Here is a 19,028-nt window from a genome sequence, read left to right on the forward strand (position 1 = left end):
CGAACGCAGCTAGGCCCTCATGCCTTGAAAATGGGCAGGGCAGTGCCACATGACTGGTAATGCAACCCTTCGTGGAGTGAACCTTTCATGCGACTCGACAAACTCACCACCAAGTTCCAGGAAGCCCTGAGCGATGCTCAGACGCTGGCGCTGGGCAACGACAACGCCTTCATCGAACCAGCCCACCTGCTGGCGGCCATGCTGCGCCAGGCCGATGGCCCGCAGTCGCTGCTGCAGCGCGCGGGTGTCAATGTGCCCGGACTGGCGAAGGCTGCCGAAGCGGCGGTCAAGAGGCTGCCCAGCGTGCAAGGCCACGACCAGGTCACGGTCGGTCCCGACCTTGGCAAGCTGCTGCAGGCGACCGAAAAGGAAGCCATCAAGCGCGGCGATCAGTTTCTGGCCAGCGAGCTGTTTCTGCTTGCCGTGGCAGACGCCAAAGGCGACATCGGCCGCATGGCGAACGAAAATGGTCTGTCGCGCAAGAGCCTGGAGTCGGCGATCGATGCGGTGCGCGGTGGCCAGAAGGTAGACAGCCCGGAAGCCGAAGGCCAGCGCGAAGCGCTCAAGAAATACACCATGGATCTCACTGAGCGCGCCCGAGCCGGCAAGCTCGATCCGGTGATCGGCCGCGACGACGAGATCCGCCGCGCCATCCAGGTGCTGCAGCGCCGTACCAAGAACAACCCGGTGCTGATCGGCGAGCCCGGTGTGGGCAAGACAGCCATCGTCGAAGGCCTGGCGCAGCGCATCGTGGCCGGAGAGGTGCCCGATTCGCTCAAAGGCAAGCGGGTGCTGTCGCTGGATATGGCCGCTCTGCTCGCTGGCGCCAAGTTTCGCGGTGAATTCGAGGAACGCCTGAAGAGCGTACTGAACGAACTGGCCAAGGACGAAGGCCAGACCATCGTGTTCATCGATGAATTGCACACCATGGTGGGCGCGGGCAAGGCCGAAGGCGCGATGGACGCCGGTAACATGCTCAAGCCCGCGCTGGCGCGCGGTGAGCTGCACTGCGTGGGTGCCACCACGCTCGACGAGTACCGCAAATACATTGAAAAAGATGCAGCGCTGGAGCGCCGCTTCCAGAAAATTCTGGTCGGTGAACCCAGCGTGGAGGCCACCATCGCCATCCTGCGCGGCCTGCAGGAAAAGTACGAGGTGCATCATGGCGTGCAGATTACCGACCCGGCTATCGTGGCAGCGGCCGAGCTCAGCCATCGCTACATCACCGACCGCTTCCTGCCCGATAAGGCGATCGACCTGATCGACGAGGCGGCGTCCAAGATCAAGATCGAGCTCGACTCCAAACCCGAGGTGATGGACAAGCTTGATCGCCGGCTGATCCAGCTGCAGATTGAGCGTGAGGCGGTGCGCCGCGAGAAGGACGAGTCGTCGCAAAAGCGGTTTGGTCTGATCGAAGAGGAGATTGTCCGTCTGGAGAAGGAAATTTCCGACCTGGACGAGATCTGGAAGGCCGAGAAGGCGCAGGCGCTGGGTTCCAAGGACGTGATGGAGGAGATGGATCGCATCCGTTCTCAGATCAAGAGCTACACCGACAAGGGTGACTTCAACAAGGTGGCCGAGTTGCAGTACGGCAAGCTGCCCGAGCTGGAGAAGCGTCTGAAGGACGCCCAGGCAGTCGAGTCCGGCAAGGCGGCTGACAAAGAAGGCAAGGGTCGCCACCAGCTGCTGCGCACCCAGGTGGGTGCAGAAGAGATTGCGGAAGTGGTGGCGCGCGCCACTGGCATTCCGGTGGCCAAGCTGATGCAGGGCGAGCGCGACAAGCTGCTGGTCATGGAGGACAAGCTGCACCAGCGCGTGGTGGGTCAGGATGAGGCGATTGGCGCCGTGGCCAACGCCATCCGCCGTTCGCGCTCGGGCCTGTCCGATCCGAACCGACCCACGGGATCATTCCTCTTCCTCGGCCCGACCGGCGTGGGGAAGACCGAGCTGTGCAAGGCGCTGGCCGGGTTCCTGTTTGACAGCGAAGACCACCTGATCCGCATCGACATGAGCGAATTCATGGAGAAGCACTCGGTGGCCCGCCTGATCGGCGCGCCGCCCGGCTACGTTGGCTACGAGGAAGGCGGCTATCTGACGGAGGCCGTGCGCCGCAAACCTTACAGCGTGTTGCTGCTCGACGAGGTCGAGAAGGCTCACCCGGACGTGTTCAATGTGCTGCTGCAGGTGCTCGACGATGGCCGTCTGACCGATGGCCAGGGTCGTACCGTGGACTTCAAGAACACAGTGATCGTCATGACCAGCAACATCGGTTCCCACATGATCCAGGCCATGGTCGGCCAGCCTTATGAAGAGGTGAAGGACGCGGTGTGGGGCGAACTCAAGGAGCATTTCCGGCCCGAGTTCCTCAACCGTATCGACGAGACGGTGGTGTTCCACGCACTCGATGCCCAGCACATCGAGGCGATTGCGGGCATCCAGCTCAAAGCTTTGCAGGCCCGACTTCACAAGATGGACCTGCGGCTGGAGGTCTCGCCCGCTGCGGTGGCCGAGCTGGCCAAGGTGGGCTTCGACCCGGTGTTCGGCGCGCGTCCGCTCAAGCGCGCGATTCAGCAGCGCATCGAGAACCCGCTGTCCAAGTTGCTGCTGGAAGGCCGTTACGCGCCCAAGTCGGTGATCCCCGTGGACGTGGACCCGGTGCGAAACCCGGGCGTGTTCACGTTCGGTGAGGCGGTACTGGCCGACTGAAACAGCAGAAGCGGCAACTCAAGAACAAGGCCCGATGCAGCCAACGCATCGGGCCTTTTTCTTGGCGGTAACCTCAGGCGGCGTCGAACACCTTGGCGTAGGTGTCGCGCAGCAGGTTCTTCTGCACCTTGCCCATCACGTTGCGCGGCAGTTCGTCCACCACGAACAGCCGCTTGGGCACTTTGAAGGCCGCGATCTGCGACTTGATGGTCTGCGTCAATTGTTCGGCGTTGAGACTGGCGCCGGGCTGGGGCACGACCACCGCCACCACGCCTTCGCCAAAATCGCTGTGCGGGCAGCCGATCACCGCCGATTCGGCGACGCCGGGCAAGTCGTTGAGGTAGCCCTCGACCTCGGCCGGGTAGACGTTGTAGCCGCCGGTGATGATGAGATCTTTGCTGCGACCCACGATGGTGATGTAGCCGTCGGCATCGAAGCGCCCCACGTCGCCGGTGCGAAACCAGCCTTCGGCGGTGAACTCCTTGGCGTTGGCTTCGGGCATGCGCCAGTATCCAGGAAACACATTGGGGCCTTTCACCTGGATGCCGCCGATGTCGCCCGCAGGGCAGGGCGCCCCTTGTTCATCGACGCAGCGCACCTGCACGCCCGGCAGCGGTCGGCCGACCGTGCCACCCTTGCGCTCGCCGTCTGCGGGCCGGCAGGGGTTGGACGTGAGCATGATGGTTTCGCTCATGCCGTAGCGCTCGAGGATGGTGTGTCCGGTACGGGCCTGCCATTCGACAAAGGTTTCGGTGAGCAGCGGGGCCGAACCACTGATGAAGAGTCGCATGTGGCTGCAGGCCGCAGGCGTCAGCGCCGCTTCCTGCAGCAGCCGCACATACAGAGTAGGCACGCCCATGAACACGGTGGCTTGCGGCAGCCAGGCCAGCACCTGCGCCGGCTGGAACTTGGTGATCCACAGCATCTTGCTGCCGTTCAGGAGTGCACAGTGCGCGGCGACAAACAGGCCGTGCACATGGAAGATCGGCAGCGCGTGGATCAGCACATCGTCAGCCTGCCAGTCCCAATGGTTCAGCAGGACGTGCACATTGGACGTCAGGTTGCCGTGGGTGAGTTGCGCGCCTTTGCTGCGTCCCGTGGTGCCGCTGGTGTAGAGGATGGCGGCCAGGTCGTCGGGCTTGACCGAGCAAACCGCCTGCTCGCTCGACTGCGTCTGCACCGCCGCCAACAGGCTGCCTTGGCCGTCCGCGCCCAGGCTCACCAGCGTGGGCACGCCCTGTTCTTCGGTGATGGCGCGCAGCGCTGTCTCGCGGGCCGGGTCACACACGAACACGCGTGGCTCGGCGTTGGCGATGAAGTAGGCCAGCTCTGCCGCCTGGTAGGCGGTGTTGAGCGGCACGTAGACCACGCCGGCACGCAGGCAGGCGAGGTAGAAGAGCAGGGCGGGTACCGACTTTTCCACCTGCACCATGACCCGGTCGCCGGGCTTCACGCCGCTGGCGTGCAGCCAGTTCGCCATGCGGGCGCTGATCTGGTCGATTTCACCGAAAGTGGTGCGCTCACCGCTGTCGGATTCGATCGCGACGCGCTCTGGATGCTGGCGGAAGACCGACTGGAAGTGGGCGTAGAGGTTGTATTCTTGGGTGCTCATGGAAGAAACCTCGCGAGAGGCCGGATGGACCGCGGTCTCAAGACCGCGTTTTCAAGAGGCGTTTGACGGCCGCCGCGTGGCTGACCTTGTTGTCAACGAATTGCTGGTGTCTTGCCTCAACCGACCCGATGTCGTACAGGTAGTTGACCATCAGGCCCAGCGACTGACGAATGCCTTTTCGGGAAAGGTCGGCGGCGAAATTCACCCGCTCCAGGCGCGCACCGTTGTCCAGATGGAAACGCGCAACCGGATCGCCCAGACTCTCGTGCGAGGACTCGACCAGGTAGCGCGCACCCAGCGAGACCAGGTCTTCGCGCAATCCTTTGGGCATGCGCTTCACATCGTCCGGCTGTGCTGAGGTGTGGGCTTGCTGCCAGGCTTTGATCCGTTGCATGGCTGAACGCCATTCGATATGGGTCTCGGTGTCGGCAGCATGGCTGAGCCAGCGGGTGAATCCGGGAACCGGCGACAGCGTGCAAAAGGTCTTGACCTGCGGCAGCTCGCGCTTGAGCTGGTCGGCCACCTTTTTGATCAGAAAATTGCCCAGCGACACGCCGCGCAGACCTGGCTGACAGTTGCTGATGGAGTAAAAAACGGCGGTGGTCGCCTTGGCGGCTAATGAGGCGTCGGGCGGCGACTCGATCAGCGGGGCGATCGCGTCGGCCATTTCAGTGACCAGGGCCACTTCCACAAAAATCAGCGGCTCGTCCCCCAGCTGGGGGTGGAAGAAGGCGTAGCAGCGCCGGTCGGGTTGCAGGCGGCGGCGCAAGTCGTTCCAGCCGCTGATCTCATGCACCGCTTCGTGGTGGATGATCTTCTCCAGCAGCGCCGCGCTCGATTGCCAGTCCACCTGCTCCAGGCGCAGAAATCCCGGGTTGAACCAGGAACTGAGCAGGTGAAGGAAATCAGCGTCGACCGCCGCCAGCTCGGGCTGGTTCTTTCGCAGCGCCAGCAGGTCGCAGCGCATGGACAGCAGCATGGCGGTGCCGCCGGGTGCGCGGTTGATCCGGCGCAGCAGCTCTTGGCGCGGTGGCTCCACCACCTCCGTCAGCTTGGCCAGTGCATCGGCATCGGGTGACTGCGCATAGCGGGTAGCGGCGGCCAGCACGGCGGTAGGCGCCGGCGCGAACTCGGTGGCCAATGCCGCAAAGAAGCCTTCGCGTCGCGCAGCGGGCACCTGCCGGTAACCTTCGATGACCTCGACCGCGAGCGCATACACATTGGCTTGCCCGCGCTCGGATACGAGCTGGCGGCAAGAGCGAAGCAGCGGCTCAAGGGTGCGGTCGCCTCGGGCCTTCTGGGTCAGGCGCAGCAGCTTGTCGAGCATCGCGGATCAGCCCATCAAGGTCTTGGGCAACCAGGTCGCGATCTCCGGGAACACGCACAGGATGACGATGGCCACGACCATGCACATCATGAAGGGGAACGCGCCCTTGAGGATGGTGGGCAGGCGCACATCGGGTGTGATGCTGTTGATCACGAACAGGTTAAGGCCCACGGGCGGCGTGATCAGGCCCAGCTCCATGTTGATGGTGAGGATGACGCCGAACCAGATCGGATCAAAGCCTGCTGCGGTGATCACCGGCATCAGGATCGGGGTGGTCATCAGGATGATGGCCGCTGGCGGCAGAAACATGCCGGCGACCAGCAGTAGCAGGTTGACCGCGGCCAGAATCACCCACTTGTTCACCTGCATCTCGCCGATGGCCTCGGCTACCGACTGCGTAACTTGCAGCGACGACATCATGTAGCCAAACAAGATGGAGGTGCCAATGATCATCAGCAACATGCCTGACTCGCGCAATCCGTCGCGCAAGATCGCCCAAAGGTCCATCGGCTTCCAGACCTTGTAGATCACAATCACCATCAGCAAGCACAGCGCTGCACCCACGCCGGCCGCCTCTGAAGGCGTCGCAATGCCGCCGTACAGCGCGTACACCACACCGACGATCACGGCAATGAAGGGCAGAAGCCTGGGCAGCAGCTCCAGCTTTTCTTTCATGCTGTAGATGCGGTCGGCATCCACCAGCACCGTGCCGCGCTTCCAGCTGATGAACAGCGCCCACAGCATGAACAAACCGGTCAGCATCAGGCCCGGCAGCACGCCGGCCAGGAACAGCCGTCCGATCGAGGTCTCGGAAGCGATCCCGTACAGAATCATCGTGATGCTGGGCGGGATCAGGATGCCCAGGGTACCGCCGGCGGCGATCGCGCCCGTGGCCAGATCGGCGTCGTAGCCGCGCTTGCGCATCTCGGGAATGCCCATCTTGCCGATGGCAGCACAGGTGGCGGGTGAAGAGCCCGTGAGCGCTGAGAACAGCGCGCAGGCGCCGATGTTGCTGATCACCAGCGAGCCCGGCACCCGGTGCAGCCAGCGGGCCAGGGCTTCGTAGAGGTCGCCGCCGGCGCGCGAGCTCGCCACTGCCGCACCCATGATCACGAACATGGGTAGCGACACCAGGGTGAAGTCGCTCAGGCCTGCGAAGATGGTCTCAGGGACGAAGTGGATGCTGTTCCAGCCATCGAAGATCACCATGAACAGCAGCGCCACCGCACCCAGGCCAAAGGCGATGGGCAACCCGGTGGCCAGCACCAGGATGGTGACGAGAAAAATCAGAAAACCGATGGCGAGCGCACTCATGCGGACTCCAAGAAAAGGGGGAGGTCAGATGCGATCGTCGGGTGAGAGACCAAACGGATGCTCACGTTGCGTGATCACCAGCCACACTTCGGCCAGGTACTGCAGGCACAGCAGGCTCAAGCCCACCGGCACCGAAAGGTACGGAATCCAAAGTCGTGCGCGCCACATGGACGCCGTCGTCTGGTTGTTCACCCAGGTGTCGTGCCACCAGGGAATGGACGCCCAGAGAAACAGTCCGCAGAACACCAGCGCGATCACACTGCCGATCAGATGCAGCTGGCGCCGCATGCGCGGGCGCACCATGAGGGGTACCACGTCCACCGCGACATGGCCGCGGGTGAGCAATATGTAGGGCGCTCCGATGAAGGTGGCGGCGACCAGCAGGTACATCACGAACTCGGTCTGCCAGATGGACGATTCGTTGAGCACCGCCCGCACGAATACCATCTGGCACACCACTGCGATCGACACCAGGATCATGCCCGCAGCGACCACGCCAAACAGGCGCGACGCTGCGTGCACCCCAGCCACCCAAGCGGGCAGCGGACGCTCGTTACTTGACACTCAGGGCCTTCTCGATCAGCTCCTTGCCGCCGGGGACCTTGTCAGCGAATTCCTTGTAGGAGGTCTTCTGGGCCACAGCGCGCCAAGCTTCGGCCTCGGCGTCGGTGAGCGTGACCACCTCAACCTTGTTGGCCTTGAAGGTTTCCACCATTTTGTCGTCGAGCTTCTTGGACTCGGCCTCAAAGTAGGCTTCAGCCTTCTGCGAAGCGGCCATCAGTGCCTTTTTCTGAGCATCGTTCAGCTTGTCCCAGCTCTTCATCGAGATCAGCACCGGCTCGTACATGAACCACAGCGCATTGTCGCCAGGTGCGGTGATGCACTTGAGTTGCTCGTACAGGCGGAACGAAACAAAGCTGCCGGAGGAGGTGTCGGTGGCGGTAGCCACACCCTGCTGCAGTGCGCTGTACACCTCGCTCGAAGGAATCGAGACGATGGAGGCACCCGCACCCGCCCACATCTGCGAGAAGGTGGCGCCAGCCGAACGCATCTTCATGCCGACCACATCTTCGGGCTTTTTGATGCACTTGTCCTTGCCGGCGAATGCGCCTGCCAGCCAGGCGTCGGCCAGCACCTTCGCACCACCTTTTTCAATGATGCCCTTGATGTCTTTCATGAACGCAGAGTCGTTGATGCGGCGCGCATGGGCGTGGCCTTTGACCAGGCCTGGCATCAGCGTGGCGCCGAACTGCGGGTGGAAGCCCGAGGCGTAATCCAGCGGGAGCGAGGTCATGTCGATCTGCCCGCTCAGCATGGCTTTCCACTGCTCTTGCGCTTTGACCAGGCTGGAACCCGGAAAGACCTTGATCTCCACGCCCACATTGGCCGCGGCAACGTCGCGGGCAATCATCTGCACCATCTCGTCGCGCACGTCGCCTTTGCCCCCCGGGAATTGGTGGGATGCCTTAAGCACCACCTGGGCCTGGGCGGCGCTGGACAGACCGATGAGGGCGGCGATGCCCAAGGCGGTGAAGCTGAATTTGAAAGATCGGGTCATGGTTTGTCTCCTGTTGGTGGGGGCGGTGATGTTGTATAAAACCTCATGGATGTTATGTGCATCATCACAAGGACTGGCCTAGGAGTTACCCCGAGCCCGTCCAAGCCGGAGCAGCCGTCATGAAAGCCGACTCACCCACCCGCTCCCGTGTGCAACAGGTGCGAGACCAGCTGGAAGACGACATCGTCAACGGCCGCATGCGCCCGGGCGAGCAGGTGCAGATTGAGCAGCTGATGGCGCGTTTTGGAGTGTCGCGCACGCCAGTGCGCGAAGCCCTGCAGCAACTTGAGATCAGTGGCCTGGTCGCGGTGCAGCCCAAGCGCGGCACCTTTGTGGCACAGGTCGGCATGCCCGAGCTGATCCAGATGTTTGAAGTCATGGCTGAGCTGGAAGCCATGTGCGCGCGCCTGGCCACGCGCCGCGTATCGCAGGCGGCCCTGCGAGACATCGAGATTGCCCTGGTGGCCTGCGAGGCGCAGTGCGCCACGCAGGACAGCAACGCCTACTACTATGCCAACGAGCAGTTTCACCAGCTGATCTACCAGGCCTGTGGCAACGCGTTTCTTGTGCAGCAGACCCAGTTGCTCAAAAACCGCCTCAAGCCCTACCGGCGCCTGCAGCTGCAGTTGCGCAACCGCATGTCACAGTCGCTGCAGGAGCACCGCGATATCGTGCGGGCGCTCCAGCAGGGTGAGGAAGAAGCCGCGGCGCAGGCCGCGCGTGATCACGTGCTGATTCAAGGGCAGCGGTTCACCGACCTCATGAGCCTGGCCAGCCAGCCGCTGGCGCCCCCTGCGCGCACCCTGCGCATTGAGCCCCTGCAACGCCTGGGCGCCTGATTCGCTGATTGCGACCCATTCGAAACCCGGTTGCTGGGGTGGCGGGTCTATTGTTGAGTGCCTAGGCTGACTATCATGGCTCCATGACGCAAGCTCCACCCGACATTCCCATGCGCGCGCTGTTCGACGCCCAGTACCAGGCCAGCCGCGCTCAGATCGATGTGCCCCTGGCGGTCCGGCGCGACCGCCTCAAGCGCATGCGCGCCCTCATCAACACCCACGGTGCGGCCCTGGCCGATGCGGTACAGGCCGACTTCGGCGTGCGCTCGCCCCAGTTGACCGAGGTCGCCGACTTCCTCGTGTTGCGTGCCTTGCTGGGCGACCTGGAAAAGCACTTGGCCGCCTGGACCAAACCGCAGCGCGTGAAGACGCCGCTCTACCTCAAGCCTGCCAGCGCCTACATCCAGCGCCAGCCGCTGGGCGTGGTGGGCGTGATTGGCCCTTGGAACTACCCGCTGCAACTCACGTTGGGCCCGGCCGCCACCGCCCTGGCCGCTGGCAACCGGGTGATGATCAAGCCCAGCGAGCTCACGCCACACAGCTCTGCCTTGCTGGCCAAGCTGCTGCATGAGACCTTTGAGGCCGACGAGCTGTGCGTGGTGCAGGGCGGGGCCGATGTGGCGCACGAATTTGCAAGCTTGCCGTTTGACCACTTGCTGTTCACCGGGTCCACCGCGGTGGGCCGCAAGGTCGCTGCCGCCGCCGCGGCCAACCTCACGCCGACCACACTGGAACTGGGCGGCAAGTCGCCCTGTGTGATCGACCGCTCGGTCAACCTGGCCGATGCGGCGCTCAAGATCGCGCACGGCAAGTTGCTCAACGGCGGCCAGACCTGCATCGCGCCTGACTACGTGCTGCTGCCACGCGGCATGGAGGCGGCGTTCGAGCAGGCCTTCACCGCCGCCGTGCAGCGCCTGTTTCCCACCATCGCCGGCAATCCGGACTACACCGCCATCCTCACCGAGCGCCACCAGGCCCGCCTGCAATCCCTGGTGGCCGACGTGGCATCACAGGGCGCGCGCGTGGTGACGCTGGGGCAGGGCGGCCAGACCGCTGGCGCACCGCTCAACCGCCAGATGGCGCCTACGCTGGTGTTCGACGCACCCGCCGATTCCCGCCTGATGGCTGAGGAAATTTTCGGCCCGGTGCTGCCTGTGCTGGTCTACGACGGCATGGACGACGCTGTGCAATATATCAACGAGCGCCCGCGACCCCTGGCCTTGTACTGGTTCGGCACCGACCACATCGCCTGCGATCGACTACTCAGCCGCACCGTGAGCGGTGGCGTGACGGTGAACGACACGCTGATGCACATCGCCCATGAGAACCTGCCGTTTGGCGGGGTGGGCGAAAGTGGCTGGGGCGCGTACCACGGTGAAGCGGGTTTCCTGCGCTTCACCCAGCAAAAGCCGGTGATGGTGCAGTCGCGCTTTGCAATCAGCGACGTCTTCTACCCACCCTATGGGGCGAAGTTCGACCGCGTCATGGGCCTGCTCAAGCGCTGGCTCTGAGCAGTGCGCGCTGAAACGCCGGCGCTCGCTCAGTTGAGCGTGCGCTGCTCAAGCTCAGTTTCAGGATCGTCTGAGGGAATGAAGTCGACTGGCTGCAGATAGCCGTCTGCCTGCAGGTCGCGCGCCAGGTCCGACACGTCGGTGCCCAGCAACAGAGACAACTCCTGCTCGCTGCGCCGGCCATTGGCCAGCAGCAGCAAGCTGTGGGCGCAGCGTCCCATGCGGGCCGGCTGGACCAGCATGTCCCAGGCCTTGGCGGTTTTGCAGAATCGTTGATAGCTGTTCATGTTGGCTTCCCCTGCGTGCCGCCATGCAAGTGGCGATTGTTGTGCAAATGCAAGATGCGTACCAGCATAGTTCGGGTGTGTGACAGGGCCTTGACAGCGCACGGGTCCCGGCCATGGGGCAGGTTGCTCACCAGGGCGGTGCATGGCGCGCTGCGTCGGCCCAGTCCTGTGCACTGTCTCGAGCCTGCCAGCGAGGCCGCAGGCGGCGGCGTACGATAGCGGCCTCATGACGACCGCCGCCCTCGATGACACCGCCGCCGCGCCACCGGTCCCTCTGCGCCGTGACGCAACCGTGATCGGTCTGGTTGGCCTGGCGCATGGCACGTCCCACTTTTCCCACCTGCTGCTGGCACCCCTGTTCCCGGTCTTCATCCGCGACTTCGGCCTGAGCTACTCCGACGTTGGTTTGCTGGTCAGCATCTTTTTCGTGATCTCCGGCGTGGGTCAGGCGCTCGCGGGCTTTGTGGTTGACCGTCTGGGCGCCCGCCCGGTGCTGTTCAGTGCCATCGGCTGTTTTTTGCTCGCTTCTTTGCTCGCCTCGCAGACCAGCGGCTATGCCGGGTTGGTGTTGGTGGCCGCGCTGGCCGGGCTGGGCAATGCACCGTTCCACCCGGCGGATTTCACCATCCTCAACCAGCGCGTGTCGGCGCCGCGCCTGGGTCACGCCTTCAGTGCCCATGGGCTCACCGGCAATCTGGGCTGGGCGCTGGCGCCAGCGTTTCTGGTCGGGATCACAGCGCTGGCCGACTGGCGCACCGCTTACCTCGCAGCGGCCGTTCTGTATGCGGTCGTGCTGGCCGTGCTCTTCTGGCAGCGCGAGCACTTGCGCACCGAAGTCGTGGTGCGCGAGCTGAACGCGCCCAAGGGAGCCGAACTGGCCTACCTGAGGCTGCCGGTGGTCTGGTGGTGTTTTGCCTTTTTCCTGCTCTCCACCATGACGCTGGCGGTGGTGCAGAGCTTTGCGCCCTCCATCCTGCAAAGCCTGCACGGCGTGAGCATGGAGGCGGCCACGCTCACCATCAGCGCCTACATGCTCAGCGGTGCGGTGGGCATGCTGGTGGGCGGGTTTGTGGCGGCCTATGGCCAGCAACACCATCTCTCCAGCGACCGCGTCGTGGCGTACGCCATGTCCGCCGGTGCGCTGCTGCTGCTGGTCTGCGCAACCGGCTGGCTGGGTGGTGTGGGCACCATGGTGGCGCTGGCTGCCACCGGGTTTGCGGTCGGCGTGGGCGGGCCGAGCCGCGACATGATGATCAAGAAAGCCACGCCCAAGGGCGCGACCGGCCGTGTCTACGGCACGGTGTACTCCGGGCTGGACGTCGGCTTTGCCCTGTCGCCGTTGGTGTTTGGCCAGCTCATGGACCGTGGCTGGTATGGCACCACCCTGGTCGGTGCCGCGCTGGTGCTGTTCCTCGCGGTGTTTGCCGCCCTCGGTGTGGGCCGCCGCACGGCCTGATGTTGTCTTGATTCCTTTGCCCATGACCTCTCGACTCGCTGGCCACCTCCTGGTCGAATGCCTCATTGCCCAGGGTGTGACCCACGCCTTTGGCGTGCCGGGCGAAAGTTATCTCGCGGTGCTGGACGGTTTTCACGCCCACGCCGACCGCATCCGTTTCATCACCAACCGCCAGGAAGGCGGCGCCGCCTTCATGGCCGACGCCCAGGGCAAGCTCACCGGCCGACCCGGCGTCTGTTTCGTGACGCGCGGGCCGGGCGCGACCAACGCGTCCATCGGCGTGCACACCGCTTTTCAGGACTCCACCCCCATGGTGCTGTTCGTGGGTGACGTGGCCAGTGACGCGCGCGACCGCGAGGCCTTCCAGGAGGTCGACTACGCGGTTTTCTTCGGCCCCAGCACCAAGGGCATGGCCAAGCGCGTCGAGCGCATCGATGACGCCCGGCGCATTCCCGAATACGTGGCGCGCGCCTTTGCCACCGCGATGAACGGGCGGCCCGGTCCGGTGGTGCTGGTGCTGCCGGAAGACATGCTGACCGAGATGGTGGACGCCGAGCCGCTGCCTCGCCTGGAGCCGGTGCAAAGCTGGGCCGATCCTGGCTCGTTGCGGCAGCTGCGCGAACGCCTGCTGGCCGCCGAGCGACCGCTGGTGCTCGCGGGCGGTGGCGGCTGGACGCCCCAGGCCGCCGCCGCGCTGCAGCGTTTCGCTGAAAACTGGCAACTGCCGGTGGCCAACGCCTTCCGCTTTCAAGACACGTTCGACAACCACCACCCGCTGTACGCCGGCGACGTCGGCCTGGGCATCAACCCGGCGCTGGCCCGACGTGTGCGCGAGAGCGACCTGCTGATCGCCATCGGTCCACGGCTGGGTGAGTCCACCACCGGCGGCTACACGCTGATCGAGGCGCCGATGCCCCGGCAGAAACTGGTGCACATCCATTCGAGTGCCGAAGAGCTGGGCCGCGTCTATCAGCCCACGCTGGCAATCTGCGCCACCATGAACGCCGCCGCGCGCAGCCTGGAGGTGTTGACTGCACCGCCGGAGCTCGCATGGACCGCCTGGGCTGCGGCCTGCCATGCCGATTACGAGGCCAATGTCGATGTGCAGAACGGCGGCATCCGCCTGCCAGGCCCCATCGACATGCCGGCCATCATCCACAGCCTGCAGGCCCACCTGCCTGCCGATGCGGTGCTCACCAACGGCGCGGGCAACTTCGCCAGCTGGCTGCACCGCTTCTACCGCTACCACGGCCTGGTGAAGGGCCACAAGACCCAGCTCGCGCCCACCAACGGCGCCATGGGCTACGGCGTGCCGGCGGGCATTGCAGCGGCCATCCTCACCGGGCGCACCGTGTTCACCATCGCTGGCGACGGCGACTTCCTCATGAATGGGCAGGAGCTGGCCACTGCCGTGATGCATGGCGCGCACAGCATCATCCTGCTGGTCAACAACGCCAGCTTCGGCACCATCCGCATGCACCAGGAGCGCGAGTACCCGGCGCACCTGAGCGGCTCGGGGCTGGTCAACCCTGATTTCTGCGCTCTGGCGCGGGCCTATGGCTACGCCGCCGAGCAGGTGTTGTCCACCGAGGGGTTTGAGCCCGCGCTGCAGCGGGCGCTGGCGTCCGAGGGCGGCACGGTGATCGAGCTGATGCTGGACACCGAGGTCATCACCACCCGCGGCACGCTCAGCGCCATTCGCGAACAGGCGGTCAAGAACGGGCGGTGATCGCCCGTTTTTCCACGCCGCCCAAGCGTGAAACAGCCTGGAAAACCGGGTCGAAGTGTCGGTTGGGTGCTGAAAAGTTCGGAACTATGTCACACGCTGCGTGGCACCGTGATACCTCTCGCGACGCGGCTTGCGTCCTACATTGGAACCACTGAAACACCGATGGAGGGCTGAATCATGTGGCAAGTCAATGAATCCGGATGGGGCACCAGCGCAGGCGCCGCCCACGTTCGACAGGACAGCCCTGGCCTGGGCTTTGGGCAAATGCTGCGTGTGCTCGACGAGATTGACTACGGCATCCTCGTGATCAACGCCAACAGCCAGATCCTGCAGACCAACCACCTGGCGCGCCACGAGCTGCTCACCGGCCACCTGATCGCGTCGGTCAGCAACACGCTGACCGGTCGCAACACCGCGCTCAGCGAACAGATCCAGATGGGTGTGGAGCATGCCTGCCGCGGTCAGCGTAAGCTGGTGTTTCTCAAGATCGACCAGCGCGAGCTGCCGGTGGCTTTCATCCCGCTCAGCCACCCGCTGGAGACTGACTCGCCTTCGGTACTGGTGCTGCTCTCGCGTCAGAACGCTTGCGACAACCTGGCCGTGCGCATGTACGCCCGGGCCCAGCACCTGAGCCCGAGCGAGGAGGGCGTGATGATCAGTCTGTGTCGCGGGCTGGAGGTGGCCGACATCGCCAAGGAAAATGGCGTGGCCCAGTCCACCGTGCGCAGCCAGGTCAAGTCGCTGCGTGAAAAAACCGGCTGCTCCAGCATCCGCCGCCTGATCCAGCGCGTCAACAGCCTGCCGCCCGTGGTGCCTGCCTTGCGCATCATCACGCCCATGCCTCACAATGCCTCGGAGTTTGCCCACCCCTGATCGCTGAATGCCCCGCGCCATTGCCCCCCCCGACCCAGACCATCCCCACCAGCATATCGAAGCCTTGGCCAAGTTGGGGGTGCAACGGCGCTACCGGCGCGGCGCGCTGCTGATCCAGGAAGGCGAGCTGGGCGACACGCTGTACATCGTGCTCCAGGGCCGGCTTCGGGCCTTTCTGGGGGACAACAGCGGCAAGGAACTCACCCTCGGCATCTACGGCCCGCTGGAGTACGTGGGCGAAATGTCGCTCGACGGCGGACCTCGCTCGGCCAACGTGGAAGCGCTGGAAACCAGCCTGTGCGCGGTGGTCACGCGCGACATCCTGCTCGCCTACATCGCGGCCCAGCCCGAATTTGCGCTCGAACTCATGGGGCGGCTCATCCGCCGCGCCCGTCTGGCCACCGAGAGCGCGCGCAGTGTGGCGCTGATCGATGTTTACGGCCGGCTGGTACGCCTGCTCAACCAGATGGCCTGTGAGCCCGACGCCCACGGCGAGCGCGTGCTGAGCGAACGCATCACCCACCAGGCCATGGCGCAACACCTGGCTTGCTCGCGCGAAATGGTGAGCCGCCTGATGCGCGATCTGGAAACTGGTGGCTACGTCGAGGTGCGCGAGCGCTGGATCTGGCTGCTCAAGCCCTTGCCCGCGCGCTGGTAGGCCGCCGGCTAAGCGCCTCAAACTCCTCTTGCTACCCGCCTCGTGGTTGTCGCTGTGCGCGCTGGCTCAGTCGCGGTCGATCCGGCGGCGCGCCTCTTGCGGCGCCGATGAGCTGGTGCCTGCCAGCCGCGCCGTGCTGCCGCTCAAACTGCCCGCGCCCAGCACGCCCCAGAGCGCAGCGTTGTCGTCGCTGGGCTGCAGCGTGTCCGGCACCCGCTTCACGCCCGAGCGCTGGTGCCTGGCTGCATCGGGGTCGGGCACGGGCGGGGAATAGCGGGCGAAACGGCCCAGGGCACCCAGGCCCGGGTCAAACACCCACCGCGTGCCGCCCACGCTGATGGTGCGCTGCCCGGTGGACAGGCTGTTGAAGGTGCCGCTGCGGCGGATTGGCGTGGGGTTGGCCGGGTCGTCGACGAAGCTGTGTAGGTTGCCGCTGGTGTCATAGCGCGCATCCTCAAAGTAAGACTGGCGCGCGCCCGTGTGTTGGCCCAGGGCCACGTCGTCGCGCTCGATGTAGGCGTCAAACGGCCAGGTGTGTTGGCCCTGGTTGATGACGCGCACCTGCCAGACGCCAAAGGGGGCGGTGGCCGTGTGGGCGTCCCAGGCAAAGGTGGGTGCGAGCGCAAGCAGGGCGCAGGTGCCGTGGGCACCTAGCGCCGAGCGGCGCGGCATGACGAGGCCGCAGATCGGGTGTGGCTTGTGCTTGCCCGGGTGGCCGTCAGGCTCGCCTGCCCACAGACCTGCTTCGCCCAGGTGCAGCGCTGGCAAAGGCTGGCTGGCACCCGGTGGTGTCACTTCGATGGCCACCGCGTCGGCGCTCTCGGGCAGCCAGATTTCCAGGAAGCTCTGCGTGCGGTCGTCGGGCAGCACGCGCCAGTGCAGGGTTTCGACCGCGCCGGGTTTCAGCTCGGCATTGGCGTGGGTGCGGCTCTGGTAGGCGTTGCCGGCGGGTACGGTGATCTGCAGGCGATCGCCCAGCAGCTCGATCGCCTGGTCCATCGCCGCTTCCAGGATGGAGCTGCCGTCGTGAGGGCCAGCCAGCGTGCCCCAGCTGATGTTGACCACCAGCTCGGCGCTGGGCGCACAGCGCGCGAGGATGAACATCAGCGCGTCGAGCACGCTCACGTTCATTGCACCACCCGAGGTGTCCAGGATGTTGGACCAGTCCAGCTGCACCGCGATCAGGTCGCAGCGGCTGGCCGCGTCGGCCTGTGGCAGGTGCGGCGTGACTGAGCCGGCCGCCAGGCTCATCACATGGGTGCCGTGGTTCACTGGCCGCGCCAGATCCCAGAGCTGGAAGTGGCGGTACAGCGCGTCTTCGTCCAGTGTGCCGCCGGATGGGGTGAAGCGGGCCATGGCCGCGTTGATGCCGGTGGCATCCAGCGTGTGGCCATAGCCCATTTCGGGTGGGGTGGGGCCGGCTCGCGCCGGGTCCAGCGGCACATGGCCATCGCCATGGTGGTTCTGCCCTGGCCAGGGGCCGCCGTAGCAGCTGTCCTGGCGCCAGAAATGCTTCACGCGCGTGCGGCCGCGGGCATCCAGAAACGCGGCATTGGCCAGGGCCAGTCCGCCGTCGATCAGGCCCAGCACGGGGCCGCGCAAACCACGAGGCGTGGCGGTGCTGGCTCTCGGGGTGCTGAGGTGAAACGGCTCGCAGGGGTCGTTCAAGGGGTGGGTGTGTTGACCCACGGGCAAGCCCAGCTCGAAGCGCGCGATCAGCGCCTGAAACGCGGGCGTTTGACGCAGCTGCTTGAAAAACCGCGACGTCACCCGCGCACTGCAGTAGCGCAGGCCCGGCAGACGGTGGCGCAGATCGAGGTAGACGCGGGGAATCTGCAGCCAGCGTGTGTTGGAGGCGGCCACCAGCGCCGCCACGTCGACACCCGGCGCCAGCTCTATCACGATGGGCAGCCATTTCAGCGGCTCGTGCCCACCGTGGTGCTGGGCATAACCTGCAAAGTCATCGGCCTCGGCCCAGGCCAGGTAAGGGTCTTGTCCGTCGATGGCGCCAGGCTGGCTCCAAGGGGTGCCGCTGAAAACGCCAGTCGGCAGGGGCCGCCAGGGGCTGGGCGGCTGGCTGCTCATTGCCACTCCTTGACCGCTTCCTTCCAAAGCCAGTCCATCAGCGGGGAACGGGCCACGGGTGTGGCGCGTGCCACCCGCGAATAACCGTGGCCGTGGTCCAGCGACTGATGCAGGGAGAAATCGAGCGCGCTGCCGTTGGGTTCCACGTAGTCCCGCGCATCAAAACCGCGCTCGTGGGTTTTGCCGCCGTTGGCGCGCGCCACCAGGAACTCACCCAGGGCCGTGCCCAGCAAGCGGCCGACCGCGCTGTCGACGGGGTAGTGCACGCCGGCCACCACGCGGTTGGTCGCGATGCGCGCGGCCAGCCGTTGCAGCTGCTCGTGGCAGGCCTGGCCATTTTTCTGCCCGCGTGGGGAGGCAGCATCCAGCAGCGCTTCCAGCACGGTGGCGGTGACGAACGCTTCGGTGGCGTGGCCGCTGGGCCAGCTGCCGTGGCCGGGCGTGGGGATCAGGGGCTGGATCTGGGGCGAAAGCTCGTCTGGCCGGATCACGGCAAAGACTTGCTTGAACCGCATCTCTACATGCACCGCCAGGCCAAACGCGAGGTCCAGCAGCTGCAAGGTCTTCTTGTGGCGGTGGTCGTGCAGGCCGATCACCGAAGACCAGAACGGCAGGGGGAAGCCGACCTGAGCCACGACTTCAGCGGCTCGGTCAGGCCGCAGGTCGGCGTAGGCAGCCACCAGGTCGAGCTGCTTTTTAAGTTGCGCATGGCTGGGCGCGCGCAGGGTCAGCAGCGTCTTGCGCTGGATGGTCCGCGCTTGCAGGTTGGCGTAACCCAGTGTGGCGCGTTTGGCGCTGTTGTTGGCATCAAACACCAGGCCTTCGACCAGCTCGGTGAAACAGGCGGTGACCCGCGGCCCGTCGGCCCAGCGAGCGAGGTTGTGCGGGACGTTGAAGGCGGGCTCCGGAACGTGCAGAGCGGGGCCGGTGAAGGGTCCGACGATGGCTGCTCGGCTGATGGTGAGGGCATCTGGATTGAGCAGGCCTCCACTCATACCTCCACTCATACCTCCACTCATACCTCCACTCATACCTCCACTCATACCTCCACTCATACCTCCACTCATACCTCC

Annotated in this window: 15 protein-coding genes; 7 read left to right on the forward strand and 8 right to left on the reverse strand. The window is 65.2% G+C overall.

The window, feature by feature from the left end; genetic code table 11:
• Positions 1-87: 87 nt before the first annotated feature.
• Positions 88-2,706, forward strand: coding sequence for an ATP-dependent chaperone ClpB (gene clpB / locus GPT34_RS13455; RefSeq protein ID WP_291013344.1), 2,619 nt, complete (start codon positions 88-90; stop codon positions 2,704-2,706).
• A 73-nt stretch (positions 2,707-2,779) separates the two neighbouring features.
• Here clpB and GPT34_RS13460 read toward each other — a convergent pair whose 3' ends face one another.
• The 5 genes from GPT34_RS13460 to dctP are packed head-to-tail and all read right to left on the reverse strand — an operon-like array spanning position 2,780 to position 8,517.
• Entirely contained in the window at positions 2,780-4,318 is a 1,539-nt protein-coding gene (locus GPT34_RS13460) for a malonyl-CoA synthase (protein WP_291013348.1), read from the reverse strand.
• Between the two features lie 37 nt (positions 4,319-4,355).
• Positions 4,356-5,645, reverse strand: coding sequence for a malonyl-CoA decarboxylase (locus GPT34_RS13465; protein ID WP_291013351.1), 1,290 nt, complete (start codon positions 5,643-5,645; stop codon positions 4,356-4,358).
• A gap of 6 nt (positions 5,646-5,651) precedes the next feature.
• The gene (locus tag GPT34_RS13470) at positions 5,652-6,959 is read right to left on the reverse strand and encodes a TRAP transporter large permease (RefSeq protein ID WP_291013355.1); all 1,308 of its coding nucleotides are present in this window, start codon (positions 6,957-6,959) and stop codon (positions 5,652-5,654) included.
• 24 nt (positions 6,960-6,983) lie between these two features.
• Positions 6,984-7,523, reverse strand: coding sequence for a TRAP transporter small permease (locus GPT34_RS13475; protein WP_291013358.1), 540 nt, complete (start codon positions 7,521-7,523; stop codon positions 6,984-6,986).
• Positions 7,513-8,517, reverse strand: coding sequence for a TRAP transporter substrate-binding protein DctP (dctP, locus tag GPT34_RS13480; RefSeq protein WP_291013360.1), 1,005 nt, complete (start codon positions 8,515-8,517; stop codon positions 7,513-7,515). The genes GPT34_RS13475 and dctP overlap by 11 nt, the downstream gene beginning before the upstream one ends.
• Before the next feature lie 119 nt (positions 8,518-8,636).
• On the opposite strand from dctP, the gene GPT34_RS13485 reads away from it, so the two are divergent.
• Positions 8,637-9,356 carry a GntR family transcriptional regulator gene (locus GPT34_RS13485; RefSeq protein WP_291013362.1) on the forward strand — a complete coding sequence of 240 codons (720 nt, stop codon included), beginning with the start codon at positions 8,637-8,639 and terminating at the stop codon, positions 9,354-9,356.
• Positions 9,357-9,439: 83 nt separating this feature from the next.
• On the forward strand, positions 9,440-10,867 hold the full coding sequence (locus GPT34_RS13490; RefSeq protein ID WP_291013364.1) for a coniferyl aldehyde dehydrogenase: 1,428 nt from the start codon (positions 9,440-9,442) through the stop codon (positions 10,865-10,867).
• Positions 10,868-10,896: 29 nt separating this feature from the next.
• Here the strand turns inward: GPT34_RS13490 and GPT34_RS13495 are convergent, their stop codons facing one another.
• Positions 10,897-11,154 (reverse strand): hypothetical protein, encoded by a 258-nt coding sequence (locus tag GPT34_RS13495; RefSeq protein ID WP_291013366.1) that lies wholly within the window; start codon positions 11,152-11,154, stop codon positions 10,897-10,899.
• Positions 11,155-11,380: 226 nt separating this feature from the next.
• On the opposite strand from GPT34_RS13495, the gene GPT34_RS13500 reads away from it, so the two are divergent.
• The 4 genes from GPT34_RS13500 (at position 11,381) to GPT34_RS13515 (ending at position 15,870) form a co-directional block, all read left to right on the forward strand.
• Positions 11,381-12,610, forward strand: a complete 1,230-nt coding sequence (locus GPT34_RS13500) for an MFS transporter (protein WP_291013368.1) — start codon at positions 11,381-11,383, stop codon at positions 12,608-12,610.
• Between the two features lie 22 nt (positions 12,611-12,632).
• Positions 12,633-14,339 carry a thiamine pyrophosphate-binding protein gene (locus tag GPT34_RS13505; protein WP_291013371.1) on the forward strand — a complete coding sequence of 569 codons (1,707 nt, stop codon included), beginning with the start codon at positions 12,633-12,635 and terminating at the stop codon, positions 14,337-14,339.
• A gap of 177 nt (positions 14,340-14,516) precedes the next feature.
• Positions 14,517-15,212 carry a LuxR C-terminal-related transcriptional regulator gene (locus GPT34_RS13510; RefSeq protein WP_291013373.1) on the forward strand — a complete coding sequence of 232 codons (696 nt, stop codon included), beginning with the start codon at positions 14,517-14,519 and terminating at the stop codon, positions 15,210-15,212.
• 7 nt (positions 15,213-15,219) lie between these two features.
• Positions 15,220-15,870, forward strand: coding sequence for a Crp/Fnr family transcriptional regulator (locus tag GPT34_RS13515; protein WP_291013375.1), 651 nt, complete (start codon positions 15,220-15,222; stop codon positions 15,868-15,870).
• 66 nt (positions 15,871-15,936) lie between these two features.
• Here GPT34_RS13515 and GPT34_RS13520 read toward each other — a convergent pair whose 3' ends face one another.
• A complete protein-coding gene (locus GPT34_RS13520; protein ID WP_291013378.1) occupies positions 15,937-17,955 on the reverse strand; it encodes a hypothetical protein in 2,019 nt (672 codons plus the stop codon).
• Complete coding sequence (locus GPT34_RS13525) at positions 17,952-18,950, reverse strand: phosphatase PAP2 family protein (RefSeq protein WP_291013381.1); 999 nt, start codon at positions 18,948-18,950, stop codon at positions 17,952-17,954. The genes GPT34_RS13520 and GPT34_RS13525 overlap by 4 nt, the downstream gene beginning before the upstream one ends.
• Between the last annotated feature and the right edge of the window lie 78 nt (positions 18,951-19,028).

The organism is Hydrogenophaga sp. (genome assembly GCF_011390835.1).
Classification (GTDB): Bacteria; Pseudomonadota; Gammaproteobacteria; order Burkholderiales; family Burkholderiaceae_C; genus Hydrogenophaga.